The following is a 16,069-nucleotide window of genomic DNA, read 5'->3' as shown; positions in this document are numbered from 1 at the left end:
AGTCCCCTCACGGCCACGACGCGGACCAGAACAGGAGAACCGTGGCCAAGGTCCGCGTCCACGAGCTCGCCAAAGAGCTCGGAATTTCATCCAAGGAGGCCCTGAACAAGCTTCAGGACATGGGCGAATTCGTCCGTTCAGCCTCCTCTACCATCGAACCCCCCGTGGTCAAGAAGCTGCGCTCCGCCTACGCGGATGCCGCGCCCAAGACCGCCCCGAAGACTTCTGCACCGGCGTCTTCGAAGACGGCCTCGAAGACGCCCTCGAAGACGGCAAATGCCGAAACCACGCCGGCCGAGAAGCCGGCCGAGAAGCCGTCTGCCCCGGCCACCGACGCCCCGTCGCCGGCCGCCGTCGGGAAGACTCCGACCCCCGGACCGGCCGCCCCTGCTCCGAAGGCAGAGACTCCGCAGGCGAAGACTCCGCAGACCGAGGCGCCACAGTCCGACGCTCCGAGGACTGAAGCCCCGAAGACTGACGCCCCGACGACGGAGACCCCGCAGTCCGGTGCCCCCAAGCCCGGATCCGCCGCGCCACGGCCGGCGTCCCCGGCCCGCAGTGGAGCACCGAAGCCCGGCGGTCCCCGTCCGGGCAACAACCCGTACACCTCCAAGCAGTCCGCTCCGCGCTCCGATGAGCGCGGCTCGGACCGCGGTGGCGAGCGCTCCGGCGCGCCGCGTCCCGGGGGCCCCCGTCCGGGCGGTCCTCGTCCGGGTGGCCCGCGTCCGGGCAACAACCCGTTCGCGCCCAAGCAGGGCATGCGCTCGGGACGTCCCGACGCCGGTGAGCGCTCCGGCGGTCCTCGTCCGGGTGGCCCGCGTCCGGCCGGTGCCGGTGCTGGCGCCGGTGCGGGCACGGGTGCTCCGAAGCCCGGTGGCGCCCGTCCCAGCCCGAACATGATGCCGGGCCACATCAACAAGCCGCAGCCTGCCTCCGCTCGTCCGGGCGGTGGCGGTCGTGGCCGTCCCGGTGGCGGAGGCCCCGGCGGCGGTCCCGGTGGAGGCGGCGGTGGCCCCCGTGGCGGCCGTGGCGGTCGCGGTGGCACCCAGGGTGCCTTCGGTCGCGGCGGTCCGGGAGGCCGCAAGCAGCGCAAGTCGAAGCGCGCGAAGCGTCAGGAGCTGGAGCAGCAGTCGGCGCCCTCGGTCGGTGGCGTCAGCGTCCCGCGTGGCGACGGCAGCACCGCGGTGCGTCTGCGCCGTGGCTCCTCGCTCTCCGATTTCGCGGACAAGATCCAGGCGAACCCCGCCTCACTCGTGACCGTGCTCTTCCACTTGGGCGAGATGGCGAACGCCAATCAGTCCCTGGACGAGGAGACGTTCGCGTTGCTCGGCGAGGAGCTCGGCTACAAGATCGAGATCGTCTCCCCGGAGGACGAGGACAAGGCACTGCTCGAGACCTTCGACATCGACCTCGAGGCCGAGGCCGAGGCGGAGACCGAGGAGGACCTCGAGAAGCGGCCGGCCGTCGTGACCGTCATGGGTCACGTCGACCACGGCAAGACCCGCCTGTTGGACGCCATCCGCTCCACCAAGGTCACCGAGGGCGAGGCCGGCGGTATCACCCAGCACATCGGTGCCTACCAGGTGGACGTCGAGCATGACGGTGACGAGCGCAGCCTGACCTTCATCGACACCCCCGGTCACGAGGCGTTCACCGCCATGCGTGCCCGTGGTGCCAAGGCCACGGACATCGCCGTGCTCGTGGTGGCGGCCGATGACGGTGTCATGCCGCAGACCATCGAGGCGCTGAACCACGCCAAGGCGGCCGAGGTGCCGATCGTGGTCGCGGTCAACAAGATCGACAAGCCCGAGGCCTCTCCGGAGAAGATCCGCGGCCAGCTGGCCGAGTACGGACTGGTGCCGGAGGAGTACGGCGGCGACACGATGTTCGTGGACGTCTCCGCGAAGAACAACCTCAACATCGAGGACCTGCTCTCGGCGGTCCTGCTGACCGCCGACGCCGCCCTGGAACTCACCGCCAACCCCAACAAGGGCGCGCGCGGTGTGGCCATCGAGGCGAACCTCGACAAGGGTCGCGGCGCTGTGGTCACGGTGCTGGTCCAGTCCGGCACCCTGCGCGTCGGCGACACGATGGTGGTGGGCAACGCCCACGGCCGTGTCAGGGCGATGTTCGACGACGACGGCACCACGGTCGACGAGGCCCCGCCGTCGCGTCCGGTCCAGGTGCTGGGCCTGTCCTCGGTGCCGCGCGCCGGTGACACCTTCCTGGTCACCCAGGACGATCGCACCGCTCGCCAGATCGCTGAGAAGCGTGAGGCGGCCGAGCGCAACGCCATGCTGGCCAAGCGCCGTAAGCGGATCAGCCTGGAGAACTTCGACCAGGCCGTGGCCGAAGGCAAGATCGACACGCTCAACCTCATCATCAAGGGCGACGCGTCCGGTGCCGTCGAGGCGCTGGAGGACTCGCTGTTGGAGATCGAGGTCGGTGACGAGGTGCAGTTGCGCGTCATCCACCGCGGTGTCGGTGCCATCACCCAGAACGACGTCAACCTGGCGACGGTGGACAACGCCATCATCATCGGCTTCAACGTCCGCCCGGCTGAGCGCGTCAACGATCTGGCCGACAAGGAGGGCGTGGACATGCGCTTCTACTCGGTCATCTACGACGCGATCGATGACATCGAGAGCGCGCTGAAGGGCATGCTCAAGCCGGAGTACGAAGAGGTCCAGTTGGGCACCGCGGAGGTCCGCGAGGTCTTCCGGTCCTCCAAGTGGGGCAGCATCGCCGGCTCCATCGTCCGGTCCGGGCTCATCCGCCGCAACGCCTCCGCCCGCCTGGTGCGCGACGGTACAGTGGCGGCGGACCGGCTCAAGATCGAGTCCCTGCGTCGGTTCAAGGACGATGCCACCGAGGTTCGCGAGGGCTTCGAGTGCGGTATCGGCCTGGGTGGCTTCAATGACATCAAGGAAGGCGACGTCATCGAGACCTTCGAGATGCGGGAGAAGCCGCGCGACTGACCGTCGTGTCACCGTCGTCAACATGTGAGAAAGGACGGAGTCCCATGGTGGATCAGGCACGCGCGGCCCGGTTGGCCCAGCGCATCAAGGTCCTGGTCGCCGAGGCCCTGCGCAAGCGGGTCAAGGATGACCGGACGGAGGCCATCACCCTCACCGAGGTGCGGGTGACCAATGACCTCCAGCACGCCACCGTGTACTACACGGTCCTCGGTGACGCCACGGCGGCCGAGGACGCCCGAGAGGTGCTCGAAGCCCACCACGGTGCCATCCGGCACGAGGTGGGCCGGCAGCTGACCATTCGGCTGGTGCCGACGCTGGAGTTCGTGGCGGATGAGGTGCCCGAGGCCGCGGCACATCTCGAAGAGGTGCTCGCCCAGGCCAGGGAGCGGGATGCCGAGCTGGCCCGGCTGCGGGAGAACGCCTCGTTCGCCGGTGAGTCGGACCCGTACCGGAAGGACGACGACGGCGGCGCCGGAGACGAGGACACCTCGCGTTGAGCAGTTCCTCCAGGCAGTCCCGGGGGCGCGAGTTGCCCCCGGGCGCTCCCGGTTCCCAGACGTCCGGTCTGGTGCTCGTGGACAAGCCGGCCGGCTGGACCTCTCATGACGTCGTCGGGAGGGTCCGCCGGCTGGCCGGTACCCGCAAGGTCGGTCACGCCGGAACCCTGGATCCGATGGCCACCGGTCTGCTCGTCATCGGGTTCAACAAGGCGACGCGGTTGCTGACCGCGATCACCGGCACGGGCAAGACCTATCTGGCGACCATTCGTCTCGGTGTCAGCACGGTGACGGACGACGCCGAGGGCGAGGTCGTCCAGACTCGGTTGGCCAACGCGGTCACCCCCGAGCGGGTGGCCGCGGCCATCGCCGAGCTCACCGGCGAGATCGAGCAGGTCCCCTCGGCGGTGTCCGCCATCAAGGTGAACGGACAGCGCGCCTACCACCGGGTCCGCGCCGGTGAGGACGTGCGACTGCAGGCCAGGACCGTGATCGTCCATCGCTTCGAGGTCACCGACTACCGCCGTGGGGACGGCGGCCGGACCGTCGACCTCGACGTCGAAGTGGACTGCTCCTCGGGAACCTACATCCGGGCTCTGGCCCGGGATCTGGGGGAGGCCCTGGAGACCGGCGGCCATCTGACCGCCTTGCGGCGCACCGCCGTCGGTCCCTTCTCCGTGGACGACGCGGTGACCCTGGAGCAGCTGGCCGAGCGATTCACCGCCACCGAGCTCTCCGAGGCGGCCTCCGGGCTCTTCCCGGTCCGCCGGCTGACGGCCGAGGAAGCCGAGGAGTTGTCCTTCGGCCGGCGGATCGATCCCACCGGTCGTGAGGGTACCGTGGCCGGTCAGGCCCCGGACGGCACCGTCGTGGCACTGATCAGCGATCAGGACTCGGCGGCCAAGCCCGAGATCGTCTTCGCCCCCGCTGTGGGAGGCGGCCGGACATGATCCTCGACGCCTGGTTCTGGACGGGCGCCGTGATCTGCGCGGTGTCCCTCGTGGTCTGTGTGGTCATGACCATCGTGCGGACCTTTCCCGACGACCTCTCGATCCTCTCGATCGCCGCCGTGGAGCTGTTCCTGCTCGTGTACGGAGCAGGCTCGATCGTCCGAGGCGGTGGCGAGCCGATCCGCGGGGAACTGTGGGAGTTCTGGGGCTACGTGATCACCGCCCTGGTGGTGCCCGTGGTGGCGTTCGTCTGGGCCGTCACGGACAAGACCCGCTGGTCGAATCTGGTGATGGCGGCCGTGGGGCCGACCATCTTCGTGATGTTGCACAGAATGCAGGTGATCTGGTTTGGCTGAGCACCAGCCCTCGAACAACCCCCGCCAGCGCAACCAGGGGCTCGGGCGCATCCTGGTCATGGTCTACGCGATCTTTGCCCTGTCCTCCTTCGCGCGCTCGGTGTATCAGATCGCGGCCCATTTCGATCAGGCGCCGCTGGCCTACCTGCTGTCAGCCTTCGCTGCGGCGGTCTACATCGTCGCCACCCTGTCCCTCGCCCGCTCCGGCGCGACCGCCTGGCGAGTGGCCGTCATCGCCGTCGGCATCGAGCTGGTGGGGGTGATCGGCGTCGGACTGTGGACGGTCCTGGACCCGCAGCTCTTCGCCGATGACACGGTCTGGAGCCACTTCGGCTCCGGCTACGGCTATGTTCCCCTCGTCTTGCCGGTGATCGGCCTGATCTGGCTGCTGATGCACCCGATGTGGCGACCCGCCGCTGAGCAGATGGATAATGAGTGACCGGGGCCAGAGACCGTAGCGGAGGGAGCACCATGCACTATTGGGACGGGCTCGCCGCCGTGCCGGAGGAGCCCGAGCCGTCCGTGGTGACCATCGGGAACTTCGACGGCGTCCATCGCGGTCACGCCCAGGTGCTGGACCAGGTGGTGACGGCGGCGCGCGAGGCCTCGCTGACCTCCGTGGCCATCACCTTCGACCCGCATCCTCGACTGGTCCACCGCCCCAACGATCTGCAAGAGGCGATCACCGGCTACGCCGAGAAGGCCCGGCTGATCGAGCAGACCGGGATCGACGCGCTGCTCGTCATCCATTACACCCTCGAGTTCGCCCGGCAGAGCCCGGAGGAATTCGTCAAGAACGTCATCGTCGACGCCGTCAACGCCAAGGCCGTGGTGGTCGGCCGGGACGTGCGTTTCGGGCACCGCAACGCCGGTGATTTCGACACCATGGTCGCCCTGGGGGAGAAGTACGGCTTCTCCGTGATCTCCGTCGCCGACGTCGGAGAGGACCGCCGTTGGTCTTCGACCTGGATCCGCGAGGCCCTGCGCGACGGTGACGTCCGGGAGGCCGCGAGCGTGCTCGGCCGGAACCACCGCGTCCACGGCGAAGTGGTGCACGGACTGGCCCGCGGCCGTGAGTTGGGCTTTCCCACGGCCAATCTCTCGGACGAGGTCCAGGGCATGATCCCCGCCGACGGGGTCTACGCGGGCTGGCTCCACGATGAGCCGGGCCGTCGCTGGCCGGTGGCCATCTCCGTCGGGTCCAATCCGACGTTCGAGGGCGTTTCTCGAGTGGTCGAGGCCCACGTCATCGACCGGCCTCAAGAGCAGGTCGAGGACTTCGATCTCTACGGCCAGCCGGTCACGGTCGAATTCGTGGAGCGGCTGCGCGGCATGGTCGCCTTCGAGGGGATCCCCAAACTGATCGACCAGATGACCCACGATGTGGAGCAGACGCGCGAGATCCTGGCCTCCGTCCCGGCGGAGACCGCTGCCGACGTGTCGTGAACACGCAGCCCTCTCGACCATCCGGCGAGCCCCGGCTCTCCGGTGACACCCGCCGACTTCTCGGTTCCGCCTTCACCGCCGGCGGAGAGCACTATCACGCCGTTCGGCCGTCGTATCCCGAGGCCATCGTTGATTTCATGGTGCCGGACGGCGCGCGGACCGCCGTGGACCTGGGCGCCGGAACGGGGCTGTTCACGCGCCAACTGGCCGCGCGAGGCCTGGAGGTCGCCGCCGTCGATCCTTCGGCCTCCATGCTGGAACCGTTGCGGCGCGCGGTGACGGGCAGCGGTGAGCCCGTGACCGTGCGCCAGGCGACCGCCGAGAACACCGGTCTGCCGAGCTGCAGTGCTGATCTGGTCACCTGTGCGCAGGCCTGGCACTGGATCGATCCCGACGCCGGCTCGGCAGAGGCCGCTCGGTTGCTGCGGCCCGGCGGGACCTTGGCCCTCGTCTGGAACCAGCTGGACACGACCGTGGCGTGGGTGCACCGGCTGACCCGGATCATGCACGCCGGCGACGTCCATGCCGCGAACCCCGGGCGCCGCCGCACGCGGGCGCCGTTCGGCGCCGAGGAGCACCACGAGGTGAGGTGGAACGACACCACGACGCCGGCCGGACTCCATGCGCTGATGGCCTCCCGGTCCTATTGGCTGCGGTCGGGGGAGCGGATCCGGTCCACCATGACGGCGAACCTCGACTGGTATCTGCACGAGCACCTGGGCTACGCCGCGGACGAGACCATCGACCTGCCCTACCTGACCTTCGCGATCCGTACTGTGCGGGCGTGACCGACTGTTGGGGCGTGACTGACCGTGCGGGCGTGACTGTTAGACTTGATCGCTGGTGCCCGCTGTAGTCCGCGGTGGCGGGATCACCGATCATGATCGCGGTACAACTCATAAGGAGTTCGCGTGGCACTCGACCCCGCCGTCAAGCAGGACATCATCAAGGACTTCGCCACCCATGAGGGCGACACCGGGTCACCGGAAGTACAGATCGCTGTGCTGACCCGTCGCATCACGGACCTGACGGAACACCTGAAATCCCACCAGCACGACCACCACACCCGCCGTGGCCTGATGGCCCTGGTCGGTCGCCGTCGTCGTATGCTCAGCTACCTCTCCCGGACCGACATCGAGCGCTACCGCGCTTTGATCGAGCGTCTCGGCCTGCGACGCTGATGCTTTAGGGGCGGCGTACCGCGTGTGGGTTTTCCCCACCCGGGCGCCGCCCTTAGTCTTATCGGGGGACGGACGTCTACTGTTCCGTCTCCGCGCAGTACCAAATCACCATCAATGCCCGACCGCCACTCCATTCGCGGTCCTCGACAGTGGCTTCCGGAACGTGTGTCCGGAGGCTTCGATCGAAGACCGGGTGGAAACGTCACGGGCCATCTGAAAGGACACCCGCCCATGGAGGGTCCCGAAATCAAATCCGCCGAAGCCGTCATCGACAACGGCGCCTACGGCCAGCGCGTCGTGCGCTTCGAAACCGGCCGACTGGCCCAGCAGGCCGCCGGTGCGGCCATGGTCTACATCGACGAGGACACCTCGCTGCTGTCGGCCACGACCGTCGGCAAGTCCCCGCGTGAGGGCTTCGACTTCTTCCCGCTGACCGTGGATGTGGAAGAGCGGATGTACGCCGCCGGCCGCATCCCCGGCTCCTTCTTCCGCCGTGAGGGCCGTCCGTCCACGGACGCCATCCTCACCTGCCGCCTGATCGACCGCCCGCTGCGCCCCGCCTTCACCAAGGGCATCCGCAACGAGGTCCAGGTCGTCATCACCGTCACCTCGATCGCTCCCGACGAGGTGTACGACACGGTGGCCATCAACGCCGCCTCGATGTCCACCCAGCTCTCCGGTCTGCCGTTCTCCGGCCCGATCGGCGGCGTCCGCATCGCCCTTGTGGACGACGGCGCCGGCCAGCGCCAGTGGGTCGCCTTCCCGAAGCACTCCCAGCTGGAGAACGCCGTGTTCAACATGGCCGTGGCCGGCCGCGTCTCCGGTGACGACATCGCCGTCATGATGGTCGAGGCCGAGGCCACCCCGAACTCCTGGAGCCTCATCAAGGAGCAGGGCGCCACCGCCCCCACCGAGGAGATCGTGGCCGAGGGCCTCGAGGCCGCCAAGCCGTTCATCAAGGCTCTCTGCGACGCTCAGGCCGACCTGGCCGAGCGTGCCGCCAAGGCCCCGGTCGACGTGCCGGTCTTCAAGGACTACGAAGAGGACGCCTACGAGGCCGTCGAGCAGTTCGCCGTCGCCCGCCTGAAGGAGATCTACTCGATCGCTGACAAGCAGGAGCGCCAGAACGCCTCCGACGCCTACCACGCCGAGGTCATCGAGGCCCTGGCCGGGGAGGGCACTCAGTTCGAGAACCGTCGCCAGGAGATCGCCAAGGCCTTCGGCGCCGTGACCAAGAAGGCCGTGCGCCAGCAGATCCTGACCGATCAGCTGCGCATCGACGGCCGTGGTCTGACGGACATCCGCAAGCTCACCGCCGAGGTCGAGGTCCTGCCGCGAGTCCACGGTTCGGCCATCTTCGAGCGTGGCGAGACCCAGATCATGGGCGTCACCACGCTGAACATGCTGAAGATGGAGCAGCAGATCGACTCGCTGGCTCCGGAGAGTCACAAGCGGTACCTGCACCACTACAACTTCCCGCCGTACTCGACCGGTGAGACCGGCCGTGTGGGCTCCCCGAAGCGTCGCGAAATCGGTCACGGTGCCCTCGCCGAGCGCGCACTGGTGCCCGTGCTGCCGTCCCGCGAGGAGTTCCCCTACGCGATCCGCCAGGTCTCCGAGGCGCTGAGCTCCAACGGCTCGACGTCGATGGGCTCGGTCTGCGCCTCGACGCTGTCGCTGCTGAACGCCGGTGTGCCGCTGAAGGCTCCGGTCGCCGGCATCGCCATGGGTCTGGTCTCGGACACCGTGGACGGCCAGACGCGCTACGCCGCCCTGACTGACATCCTCGGCGCCGAGGACGCCTTCGGCGACATGGACTTCAAGGTCGCCGGTACCTCCGAGTTCGTCACCGCCATCCAGCTGGACACCAAGCTCGACGGCATCCCGGCCTCTGTGTTGGCGGCCGCCCTCACCCAGGCGCGTGAGGCTCGACTGCACATCCTGGGTGTCCTGGCCGCGGCCATCGACGCTCCGGACGAGATGAGCCAGTACGCGCCGCGGATCATCTCCGTGAAGATCCCAGTGGACAAGATCGGCGAGGTCATCGGCCCGAAGGGCAAGATGATCAACCAGATCCAGGAGGACACCGGCGCGGACATCTCCATCGAGGACGACGGCACGGTGCTGATCGGCGCGACCGAGGGCACGGCCGCCGAAGCCGCGCGGTCGGCCATCAACGCCATCGCCAACCCGCAGGTTCCCGAGGTCGGCGAACGCTACCTCGGCACCGTCGTCAAGCTGACCACCTTCGGTGCGTTCATCTCGCTGACGCCGGGCAAGGACGGGCTCCTGCACATCTCCGAGCTCCGCAAGATCAACGACGGCAAGCGCGTCGAGGACGTCGAGGACGTCGTCGAGGTGGGCCAGAAGATCCAGGTCGAGATCACCAAGGTCGATGACCGGGGCAAGCTGTCCCTGGCCCCCGTGGTCGAGGAGAGCCCAGACGAGACTGCTGCCGATAACGGTGAGTCTGTGGCCTCCGAGGACGAGGCCATCGGCACCGAGGCCACTGTCCAGGACTAATCTCCGCAGTGGTAGATCGGGCCGGGTACCGGTTCTGAGTCCACGGCCGTTGGCCCGCACTTCGGTGCGGGCCACCGGTTGTTTAAGGGGTCGTTTAAGGGGGCGCCTGCGGTTCAATAGTCGATTTGCGGTTCAATGGTCGATCTGCGGTTCAATGGGCACCGTGACCGTTCCGGATGACATGATGACATGAGGACGACATGAGCGAGCTGGATGCCACAGGCAGTCCCAGCGCCCGCGGTGCGAAGAGCGTCCGTCTGGCCATCGGCGTGGTCGCCCTGACGACCGTTGCTCTGGGACTCGGCGTCCGGTGGTTCGGTGACGGCGCCTGGACGGGTCCTGTGGGTGACGCGCTCTACGCAGTGCTCATCTACCTGCTGGTGTCCCTGGCGATTCCCCGCCGATCGCCGATGCTCGTCGCCGGAATCGCCGTGGTCATCTGTGCACTCGTCGAGCTCTTCCAGCTCAGTGGCCTTCCCCTCCAGTGGGCGGAGACGTGGCCGCCGATTCGACTGGTCCTGGGAACGACGTTCGGTTGGTCGGACCTCCTGGCGTATGTTCTCGGGTGTGTGGTGGCCGGTGTGGTCGCCGGGGTGGTCAGTAGCGTTGCCGTTGGTGCTGCCCGGCGAGCTACCGTTGGTGTTGCCGTTGGTAGTGCCCGGCGAACTACCGACAGGCGCGTCGACGCCGGCCTCAAGCGAACTGCGGACTCAGGCTGAGCGCGTCAAGGCACGCTCCGGATTCCTCCACACTCTGAGTGGCGCGGCCAGCCGTCCACAGATCTGCGGCAGGGACTTATCGTGTCCGACCGTCTCCGTAGAGTAGTACACATGTTCGAAAGACCCAGCGAATCAAGTGGACCAGGCGAACCGCGCGGACCAAGCGGACCAAACGGACCAAGCCGTCGACGTGCCGACGTACCGCTGCCCGATGGTCTGGGCCCGCCGATGGCCTCAACCTCACCCTCACCCACACCCACACCCGCACCCGCACCCGACTCAGGCCGATGCGCTGATCACGAGATCGATCTGGCCCGGTACATCGACCTGCTGGCCGAGATGCCGGTGGCTGGGACGGAAGAGGCCGCGATTGACCGGGTGCGGATACTCGAAGGACTCAAGGCAGCCTGCGCCGCGGCCCAAGCCCGCGAGACCGAGCAGTTTCGTTCCCTGCGGTGTCAGGCAGAGAGCGACGCCGGGATGCCGGCCCGTGAGCGTGGCCGTGGTGTGGCAGCGGAGATCGCCCTGGCGCGAGGAGAATCGCCGAACTCGGGCTCACGCGACGTCGGCCTGGCACGGGCACTCGTCGGCGAGATGCCGCACACCATGACCGCGCTGACCCGGGGTGCCATCTCGGAGTGGAAAGCCATCATCATGTGCAAAGAAACCGCCTGGCTTCCCGTGGAGGCTCGGCAGCAGGTGGACGCTGCCCTCGCCGAACGCCTGGAGACCTGGGGCGTGAAACGCCTCGGCGGTGAGGCGCGACGACTGGCACAACAACTCGATCCAGCGTCAGCGGTGGCGCAGTCCGAGCGGCATGAGCGTGAGCGTCGCGTCTCCGTACGGCCCGCACCGGGTGGCATGGCCTATCTGACGGCGCTGCTGCCGATGCGGCAAGCCGTGGGGTGCCTCGGTGCACTGAAAAAGACGGCAGCCACCACGGTCGGTACGGGGAGCGCCGCAGAGCGCACCCAGGACCAGGTCGTGGCCGACCTCTTGGTTGAACGCGTCACCGGGCAGGCTGAGGCGGACGCGGTTCCGGTCGAGGTCCATCTGATCATTACCGATCAAGCACTCCTGGGCACGTCAGCCGCAACGGCGCAGACGGGTTGGACGGACCAGCAGGGCCAGCAGACGGGTTGGACGGACCGGAGGAACCAGGCGAACCAGACTGGCGCGTCGGCTGATCCGGCGGAAACACCGGCCTGGTGCGTCGGCCACGGACCGATCCCGGCAGAGAGTGCGCGACGTTGGCTGTCCGAATCGACGGCCGATGTCTTCCTGCGCCGGCTGTACACCGCACCGGAGACGGGTCAACTCGTCCAGATGGATTCCCAGCGACGCGAATTCTCGGGATTGCTGCGGCGCATGGTGATTCTCCGCGAGGACACCTGCCGGACACCGTGGTGTGACGCACAGATCAAGCACATCGATCACGTGGTCCCGTATCGCGAGGGTGGCAAGACGACGTTGAGCAACGGTTCGGGGCTGTGCGAACGCTGCAACTACACCAAGGAGAACCCAGGATGGCAGCACGAGGCCACCGAAGGCGGACTGGTGGTGAAGACGCCGACGGGGCACCGGTATCGTCAACCGACTGATCCATTGACTCCATTGGCGCCGCCAAGACCTGCCATGCCCGGCATGACGGTGGTGCCGGAAACACCGGTGATACGGGCCGTGGCCGCCAGGGGAGCCGCGTCGTCGCTGGTAGTTTCGAGGACATGACTCCCGCTGTGCCGATCCCTGCTGACTTCTCCGGAACCATCCATGACGCCGGGAACGGATCCGTGGTCAAGCGCTCGGTTCTGCCCGGTGGTGTGCGCGTGCTGACCGAGTCCATGCCCGAACAGCGTTCGGTCACGATCGGTTTCTGGATTGCTGTCGGTTCACGAGATGAGGCCGAGGGCGGTTATGGGTCGACCCACTTTTTGGAGCACCTGCTCTTCAAGGGCACCCCCAGCCGAACCGCCATGGACATTGCCACTGAGTTCGACCGTGTCGGCGGCGAGTCGAACGCGTCCACGGCGAAGGAGTCGACGTGCTATCACGCCAGGGTGCTGGACACCGACCTGCCGATGGCCATCGACGTCATCACGGACATGGTGACCTCCGCCTTGATCGATCCTGCGGAACTCGAAACAGAGCGCGGCGTCATCCTCGAAGAACTGGCCATGGACGCGGATGACCCGATCGATACCGCGCACGAGGCCCTGGCTGCCAAGCTCCTGGATGACCATCCATTGGGCCGCCCTATCGGCGGCACTCCCGAGGCCATCCGAGAGGTCAGCCGCGAACGGGTGCTGGAGTATTACCGGCAGTGGTATCGCCCGGACGAGCTCGTGGTCACGGCAGCCGGTGGACTGAACCACGAGGAGGTCAGTCGCCTGGTGCTGGAGGCGTTGGAACGTTCCGGGTGGGACCTGTCGGACGGGGAGGATCCGGCTCCCCGCCGCAGTCACGCCTCCGACGGGGCGCAGATCGTGGAGGGGGAGCACCGGATCGTGCGGCCGGTGGAGCAATCATCGGTTCTGGTCGGTGGCCGCTCGATCCACACCCTCGATCCGGACCGGTTCGCGTTGGCGCTGATGAACTCTGCACTGGGTGGGGGCATGAGTTCCCGGCTCTTCCAAGAGATCCGGGAAAAACGCGGCCTAGCCTACAACACCTACTCGTTCTCCGCGGCATATTCAGATGTGGGCTATTTCGGGCTCTACGCCGGTTGTTCCCCGCACAGGGCGACGGATGTCGCAGAACTCATGGTCGCTGAATTGGAACGCCTGGCTGAGTGCGGCCTCACGGACGAGGAACTTGACCGCGCCTGCGGCCAGCTCTCCGGCGGCACCGTGTTGGGCCTGGAGGACACCGGATCGCGGATGTCCCGGCTCGGCCGCGCGGAACTGGTGACCGGCGAATTCGTGGACCTCAATGGGGCCCTGAACCGGCTCCGCTCGGTGACGGCCGATCACGTCCAAGCGGTGGCTCAACGACTGGCCCAGTCTCCGCGCGCCACGGTCATGGTGGGACCGGACGCAGACTCGGCTTGACTCTCCGTGGCCGGTGCAACACTCTTGACGTCATCAATTGTTGATACGCGCTGACAAGCAAGGACGGGTGCGCCATGGAACAGCTGGAAACCACTCTCGGAGACATCGGCTCCTTCGTTTGGGGGCCCTTCTTCCTCATTCCGCTCCTGCTGGGCACCGGTCTGTACCTCACCATCCGCTTGGGATTCGTCCAGTTCCGCATGCTGGGCTCCGCTCTCAAGCTGGGTCTCCTGCGGCGCAAGGACGACACCCGTGAGGGTGACATCTCCCAATTCCAGGCACTGACGACGGCGCTGGCGGCCACGGTCGGCACCGGGAACATCGTCGGCGTCGCCACGGCCATTGCCATCGGCGGCCCCGGCGCCCTGTTCTGGATGTGGGTGACGGGTCTGCTCGGCATGGCCGCCAAGTACTCCGAGGCTTTCCTGGGCGTCCGGTTCCGCACCACGGACGAGGCCGGCGACAAGTCCGGCGGACCGCAGTACTACCTGCAGAAAGCCATCAAGGGCCCCTTCGGCAAGATCCTCGCCCTGGCCTTCGCCGTCTTCGCCTTCCTGGCTTCCTTTGGCATCGGCAACATGACGCAGGGCAACTCGATCGCCGCGAACGTGGAGAGCTCCTTCAACGTCGCCCCGTGGATCACCGGACTCGTCCTGACGGTACTGACCATGCTGGTGCTGCTCGGCGGCATTAAGGCCATCGGCCGCGTGACCGCCGGTCTGGTGCCGTTCATGATCGTCTTCTACGTGGTGGCGGCCCTCTACATCCTCATCGTCAACATCGACGGGATCCCGGCCGCCTTTGCCCTGATCTTCACGGACGCCTTCACCGGCACGGCCGCCGTCGGTGGTTTCGCCGGATCGATCCTGATCATCGCCATCCAGTACGGCGTGGCCCGCGGCATGTTCTCCAACGAGTCCGGTCTGGGCTCAGCGGCCATCGCCGCCGCGGCCGCGCGGACCACCCACCCGGTGCGCCAGGGGCTGGTGTCCATGACCCAGACCTTCATCGACACGATCATCGTCGTCTCCTTCACCGGTCTGGTGATCATCACCACCGGGGTCTGGGACCTGGGTGAGGACGCCGCCGGCACCATGACCGGCGCTGCCTTCGCCAACGGTCTCCCCGGAGAGTGGGGTCACTGGATCGTCACTGCCGGCCTGGTGCTGTTCGCCTTCTCCACCATCCTCGGCTGGTCCTACTACGGCGAGCGGAACGTGGAGCGTCTCTTCGGGCAGCGACTGGTGATGCCGTACCGCGTGCTGTTCTCGCTGATCGTGTTCGTCGGCTGCACCATCCCGCTGGCGGTGGTGTGGAACTTCTCCGACATCATGAACGGCCTGATGGCGCTGCCGAACCTCATCGGCCTGCTCGTCCTCTCCGGTCTGATCGCCCGCGAGACGCGCCACTACCTCAAGCACGACCCGTCCTTGACGGCCTCGGCTGACGACATCGAGACCTTCATGGCCGCGGAACCGGGCTGGGCCGACTGGAAGTCCGGCAATGTCGTGGGCTCGTCGCGCACCCACACGGGCCGCGTGCCGGTCCACGTGCGCAGCGAGGACTCCTCGGGCACCCACAACGCCTAAACTGGAGCGATGACCGAGACACCCGCCGCCACTCCCATCCGTGTAGCCGTTCTCGGTGCCTCCGGAAAGATGGGTCGCCACGCCGTCCAAGCGATCACTACGGCCCCGGACATGGAGTTGGTGGCCGAACTCGGCTCGCGAGACCCCCAGGAGTCGATTCTCGACGCCGGCGCCAGCCACGTTCTGGACCTCACCGTCCCCGAGGTCTCGCCCTCCAATGTGGCGTTCGCGGTCGAGCACGGCCTGCACACCGTCGTCGGGACCTCTGGTTGGTCCCAGGAGCGCCGGTCAACGCTGCAGGACCAGTTGACCGGGCAGCCGCAGGTGGGGGTTCTCATCGCCCCGAACTTCTCCGTCGGCTCCGTGCTGGCCAGTGCCTTCGCCGCGAAGGTGGCCCAGCACTTCCCCTCGGTCGAGATCGTGGAGATGCACCATCCGGACAAGGTGGACGCACCCTCCGGCACCGCGGTGCGCACCGCGGGACTGATCGCCGACGCGCGCGCTGAGGCCGGCGTCGGGCCCTCGCCGGACGCCACCACCCGCGATCCAGACGGCGCTCGGGGAGCCGTGGTGGACGGAATTCACGTGCATGCCGTGCGTCTGCGCGGACTCGAGGCACATCAAGAGGTCCTGATGGGCGGCCCGGGCGAACAGCTCGTCGTGCGGCACGACGCCTTCGATCGCGGCGCGTACATGCCCGGCGTGCTGCTCGGGCTGCGCACGGTCGCCTCCAGACCGGGGCTGACCTACGGCCTCGACGGCTACCTGGATTTGGACTGATCG

14 protein-coding genes are annotated in these 16,069 nt (G+C 67.6%); all 14 read left to right on the top strand.

Features of this window, described 5'->3' with window-relative positions:
- The first annotated feature begins 41 nt into the window (after positions 1-41).
- The 14 genes from infB to dapB all read left to right on the top strand — a co-directional run bounded on the left by infB (position 42) and on the right by dapB (position 16,066).
- Positions 42-2,978: a translation initiation factor IF-2 gene (gene infB, locus ACFQQD_RS11190; protein WP_378089294.1), complete on the top strand. Its 2,937-nt coding sequence runs from the start codon at positions 42-44 to the stop codon at positions 2,976-2,978.
- A 44-nt stretch (positions 2,979-3,022) separates the two neighbouring features.
- Positions 3,023-3,475, top strand: coding sequence for a 30S ribosome-binding factor RbfA (gene rbfA / locus ACFQQD_RS11185; protein ID WP_378089292.1), 453 nt, complete (start codon positions 3,023-3,025; stop codon positions 3,473-3,475).
- A gap of 32 nt (positions 3,476-3,507) precedes the next feature.
- Positions 3,508-4,425 (top strand): tRNA pseudouridine(55) synthase TruB, encoded by a 918-nt coding sequence (truB, locus tag ACFQQD_RS11180; RefSeq protein ID WP_378090110.1) that lies wholly within the window; start codon positions 3,508-3,510, stop codon positions 4,423-4,425.
- The gene (locus tag ACFQQD_RS11175; protein WP_378089290.1) at positions 4,422-4,781 is read left to right on the top strand and encodes a hypothetical protein; all 360 of its coding nucleotides are present in this window, start codon (positions 4,422-4,424) and stop codon (positions 4,779-4,781) included. Before truB ends, ACFQQD_RS11175 begins: the two co-directional genes overlap by 4 nt.
- A 58-nt stretch (positions 4,782-4,839) precedes the next feature.
- On the top strand, positions 4,840-5,220 hold the full coding sequence (locus ACFQQD_RS11170; RefSeq protein WP_378090108.1) for a hypothetical protein: 381 nt from the start codon (positions 4,840-4,842) through the stop codon (positions 5,218-5,220).
- Between the two features lie 32 nt (positions 5,221-5,252).
- Positions 5,253-6,227, top strand: coding sequence for a bifunctional riboflavin kinase/FAD synthetase (locus ACFQQD_RS11165; protein ID WP_378089288.1), 975 nt, complete (start codon positions 5,253-5,255; stop codon positions 6,225-6,227).
- Positions 6,224-7,015: a class I SAM-dependent methyltransferase gene (locus tag ACFQQD_RS11160; protein WP_378089286.1), complete on the top strand. Its 792-nt coding sequence runs from the start codon at positions 6,224-6,226 to the stop codon at positions 7,013-7,015. The genes ACFQQD_RS11165 and ACFQQD_RS11160 overlap by 4 nt, the downstream gene beginning before the upstream one ends.
- 123 nt (positions 7,016-7,138) lie before the next feature.
- Positions 7,139-7,408: a 30S ribosomal protein S15 gene (gene rpsO, locus ACFQQD_RS11155; RefSeq protein ID WP_378089284.1), complete on the top strand. Its 270-nt coding sequence runs from the start codon at positions 7,139-7,141 to the stop codon at positions 7,406-7,408.
- Positions 7,409-7,639: 231 nt separating this feature from the next.
- The gene (locus ACFQQD_RS11150) at positions 7,640-9,931 is read left to right on the top strand and encodes a polyribonucleotide nucleotidyltransferase (protein ID WP_378089282.1); all 2,292 of its coding nucleotides are present in this window, start codon (positions 7,640-7,642) and stop codon (positions 9,929-9,931) included.
- A 200-nt stretch (positions 9,932-10,131) separates the two neighbouring features.
- Entirely contained in the window at positions 10,132-10,650 is a 519-nt protein-coding gene (locus ACFQQD_RS11145; RefSeq protein ID WP_378089279.1) for a DUF2809 domain-containing protein, read from the top strand.
- A gap of 228 nt (positions 10,651-10,878) precedes the next feature.
- Positions 10,879-12,378, top strand: coding sequence for a DUF222 domain-containing protein (locus tag ACFQQD_RS11140; protein WP_378089277.1), 1,500 nt, complete (start codon positions 10,879-10,881; stop codon positions 12,376-12,378).
- Positions 12,375-13,697, top strand: coding sequence for a M16 family metallopeptidase (locus ACFQQD_RS11135; protein ID WP_378089275.1), 1,323 nt, complete (start codon positions 12,375-12,377; stop codon positions 13,695-13,697). Before ACFQQD_RS11140 ends, ACFQQD_RS11135 begins: the two co-directional genes overlap by 4 nt.
- Before the next feature lie 74 nt (positions 13,698-13,771).
- Complete coding sequence (locus ACFQQD_RS11130) at positions 13,772-15,286, top strand: alanine/glycine:cation symporter family protein (protein WP_378089273.1); 1,515 nt, start codon at positions 13,772-13,774, stop codon at positions 15,284-15,286.
- A 9-nt stretch (positions 15,287-15,295) separates the two neighbouring features.
- Positions 15,296-16,066: a 4-hydroxy-tetrahydrodipicolinate reductase gene (dapB, locus tag ACFQQD_RS11125; protein WP_378089271.1), complete on the top strand. Its 771-nt coding sequence runs from the start codon at positions 15,296-15,298 to the stop codon at positions 16,064-16,066.
- The last annotated feature ends 3 nt before the right edge of the window (positions 16,067-16,069 follow it).

The organism is Citricoccus sp. GCM10030269, from assembly GCF_042665635.1.
In the GTDB taxonomy this organism is placed as follows: domain Bacteria; phylum Actinomycetota; class Actinomycetes; order Actinomycetales; family Micrococcaceae; genus Citricoccus.
The sequence above is the reverse complement of the archived record's forward strand: the minus strand, read 5'-3'. Positions and strand labels throughout refer to the sequence as shown.

What these genes read in the sequence shown, in the direction of transcription:
- ACFQQD_RS11145 (WP_378089279.1), top strand. Translation starts at nt 10,132, where the DNA reads ATGAGCGAGCTGGATGCCACAGGCAGTCCCAGCGCCCGCGGTGCGAAG.
- ACFQQD_RS11130 (WP_378089273.1), top strand. Translation starts at nt 13,772, where the DNA reads ATGGAACAGCTGGAAACCACTCTCGGAGACATCGGCTCCTTCGTTTGG.
- ACFQQD_RS11170 (WP_378090108.1), top strand. Translation starts at nt 4,840, where the DNA reads ATGGTCTACGCGATCTTTGCCCTGTCCTCCTTCGCGCGCTCGGTGTAT.
- ACFQQD_RS11135 (WP_378089275.1), top strand. Translation starts at nt 12,375, where the DNA reads ATGACTCCCGCTGTGCCGATCCCTGCTGACTTCTCCGGAACCATCCAT.
- ACFQQD_RS11150 (WP_378089282.1), top strand. Translation starts at nt 7,640, where the DNA reads ATGGAGGGTCCCGAAATCAAATCCGCCGAAGCCGTCATCGACAACGGC.
- ACFQQD_RS11140 (WP_378089277.1), top strand. Translation starts at nt 10,879, where the DNA reads ATGGCCTCAACCTCACCCTCACCCACACCCACACCCGCACCCGCACCC.
- dapB (WP_378089271.1), top strand. Translation starts at nt 15,296, where the DNA reads ATGACCGAGACACCCGCCGCCACTCCCATCCGTGTAGCCGTTCTCGGT.
- ACFQQD_RS11175 (WP_378089290.1), top strand. Translation starts at nt 4,422, where the DNA reads ATGATCCTCGACGCCTGGTTCTGGACGGGCGCCGTGATCTGCGCGGTG.
- ACFQQD_RS11165 (WP_378089288.1), top strand. Translation starts at nt 5,253, where the DNA reads ATGCACTATTGGGACGGGCTCGCCGCCGTGCCGGAGGAGCCCGAGCCG.
- rbfA (WP_378089292.1), top strand. Translation starts at nt 3,023, where the DNA reads ATGGTGGATCAGGCACGCGCGGCCCGGTTGGCCCAGCGCATCAAGGTC.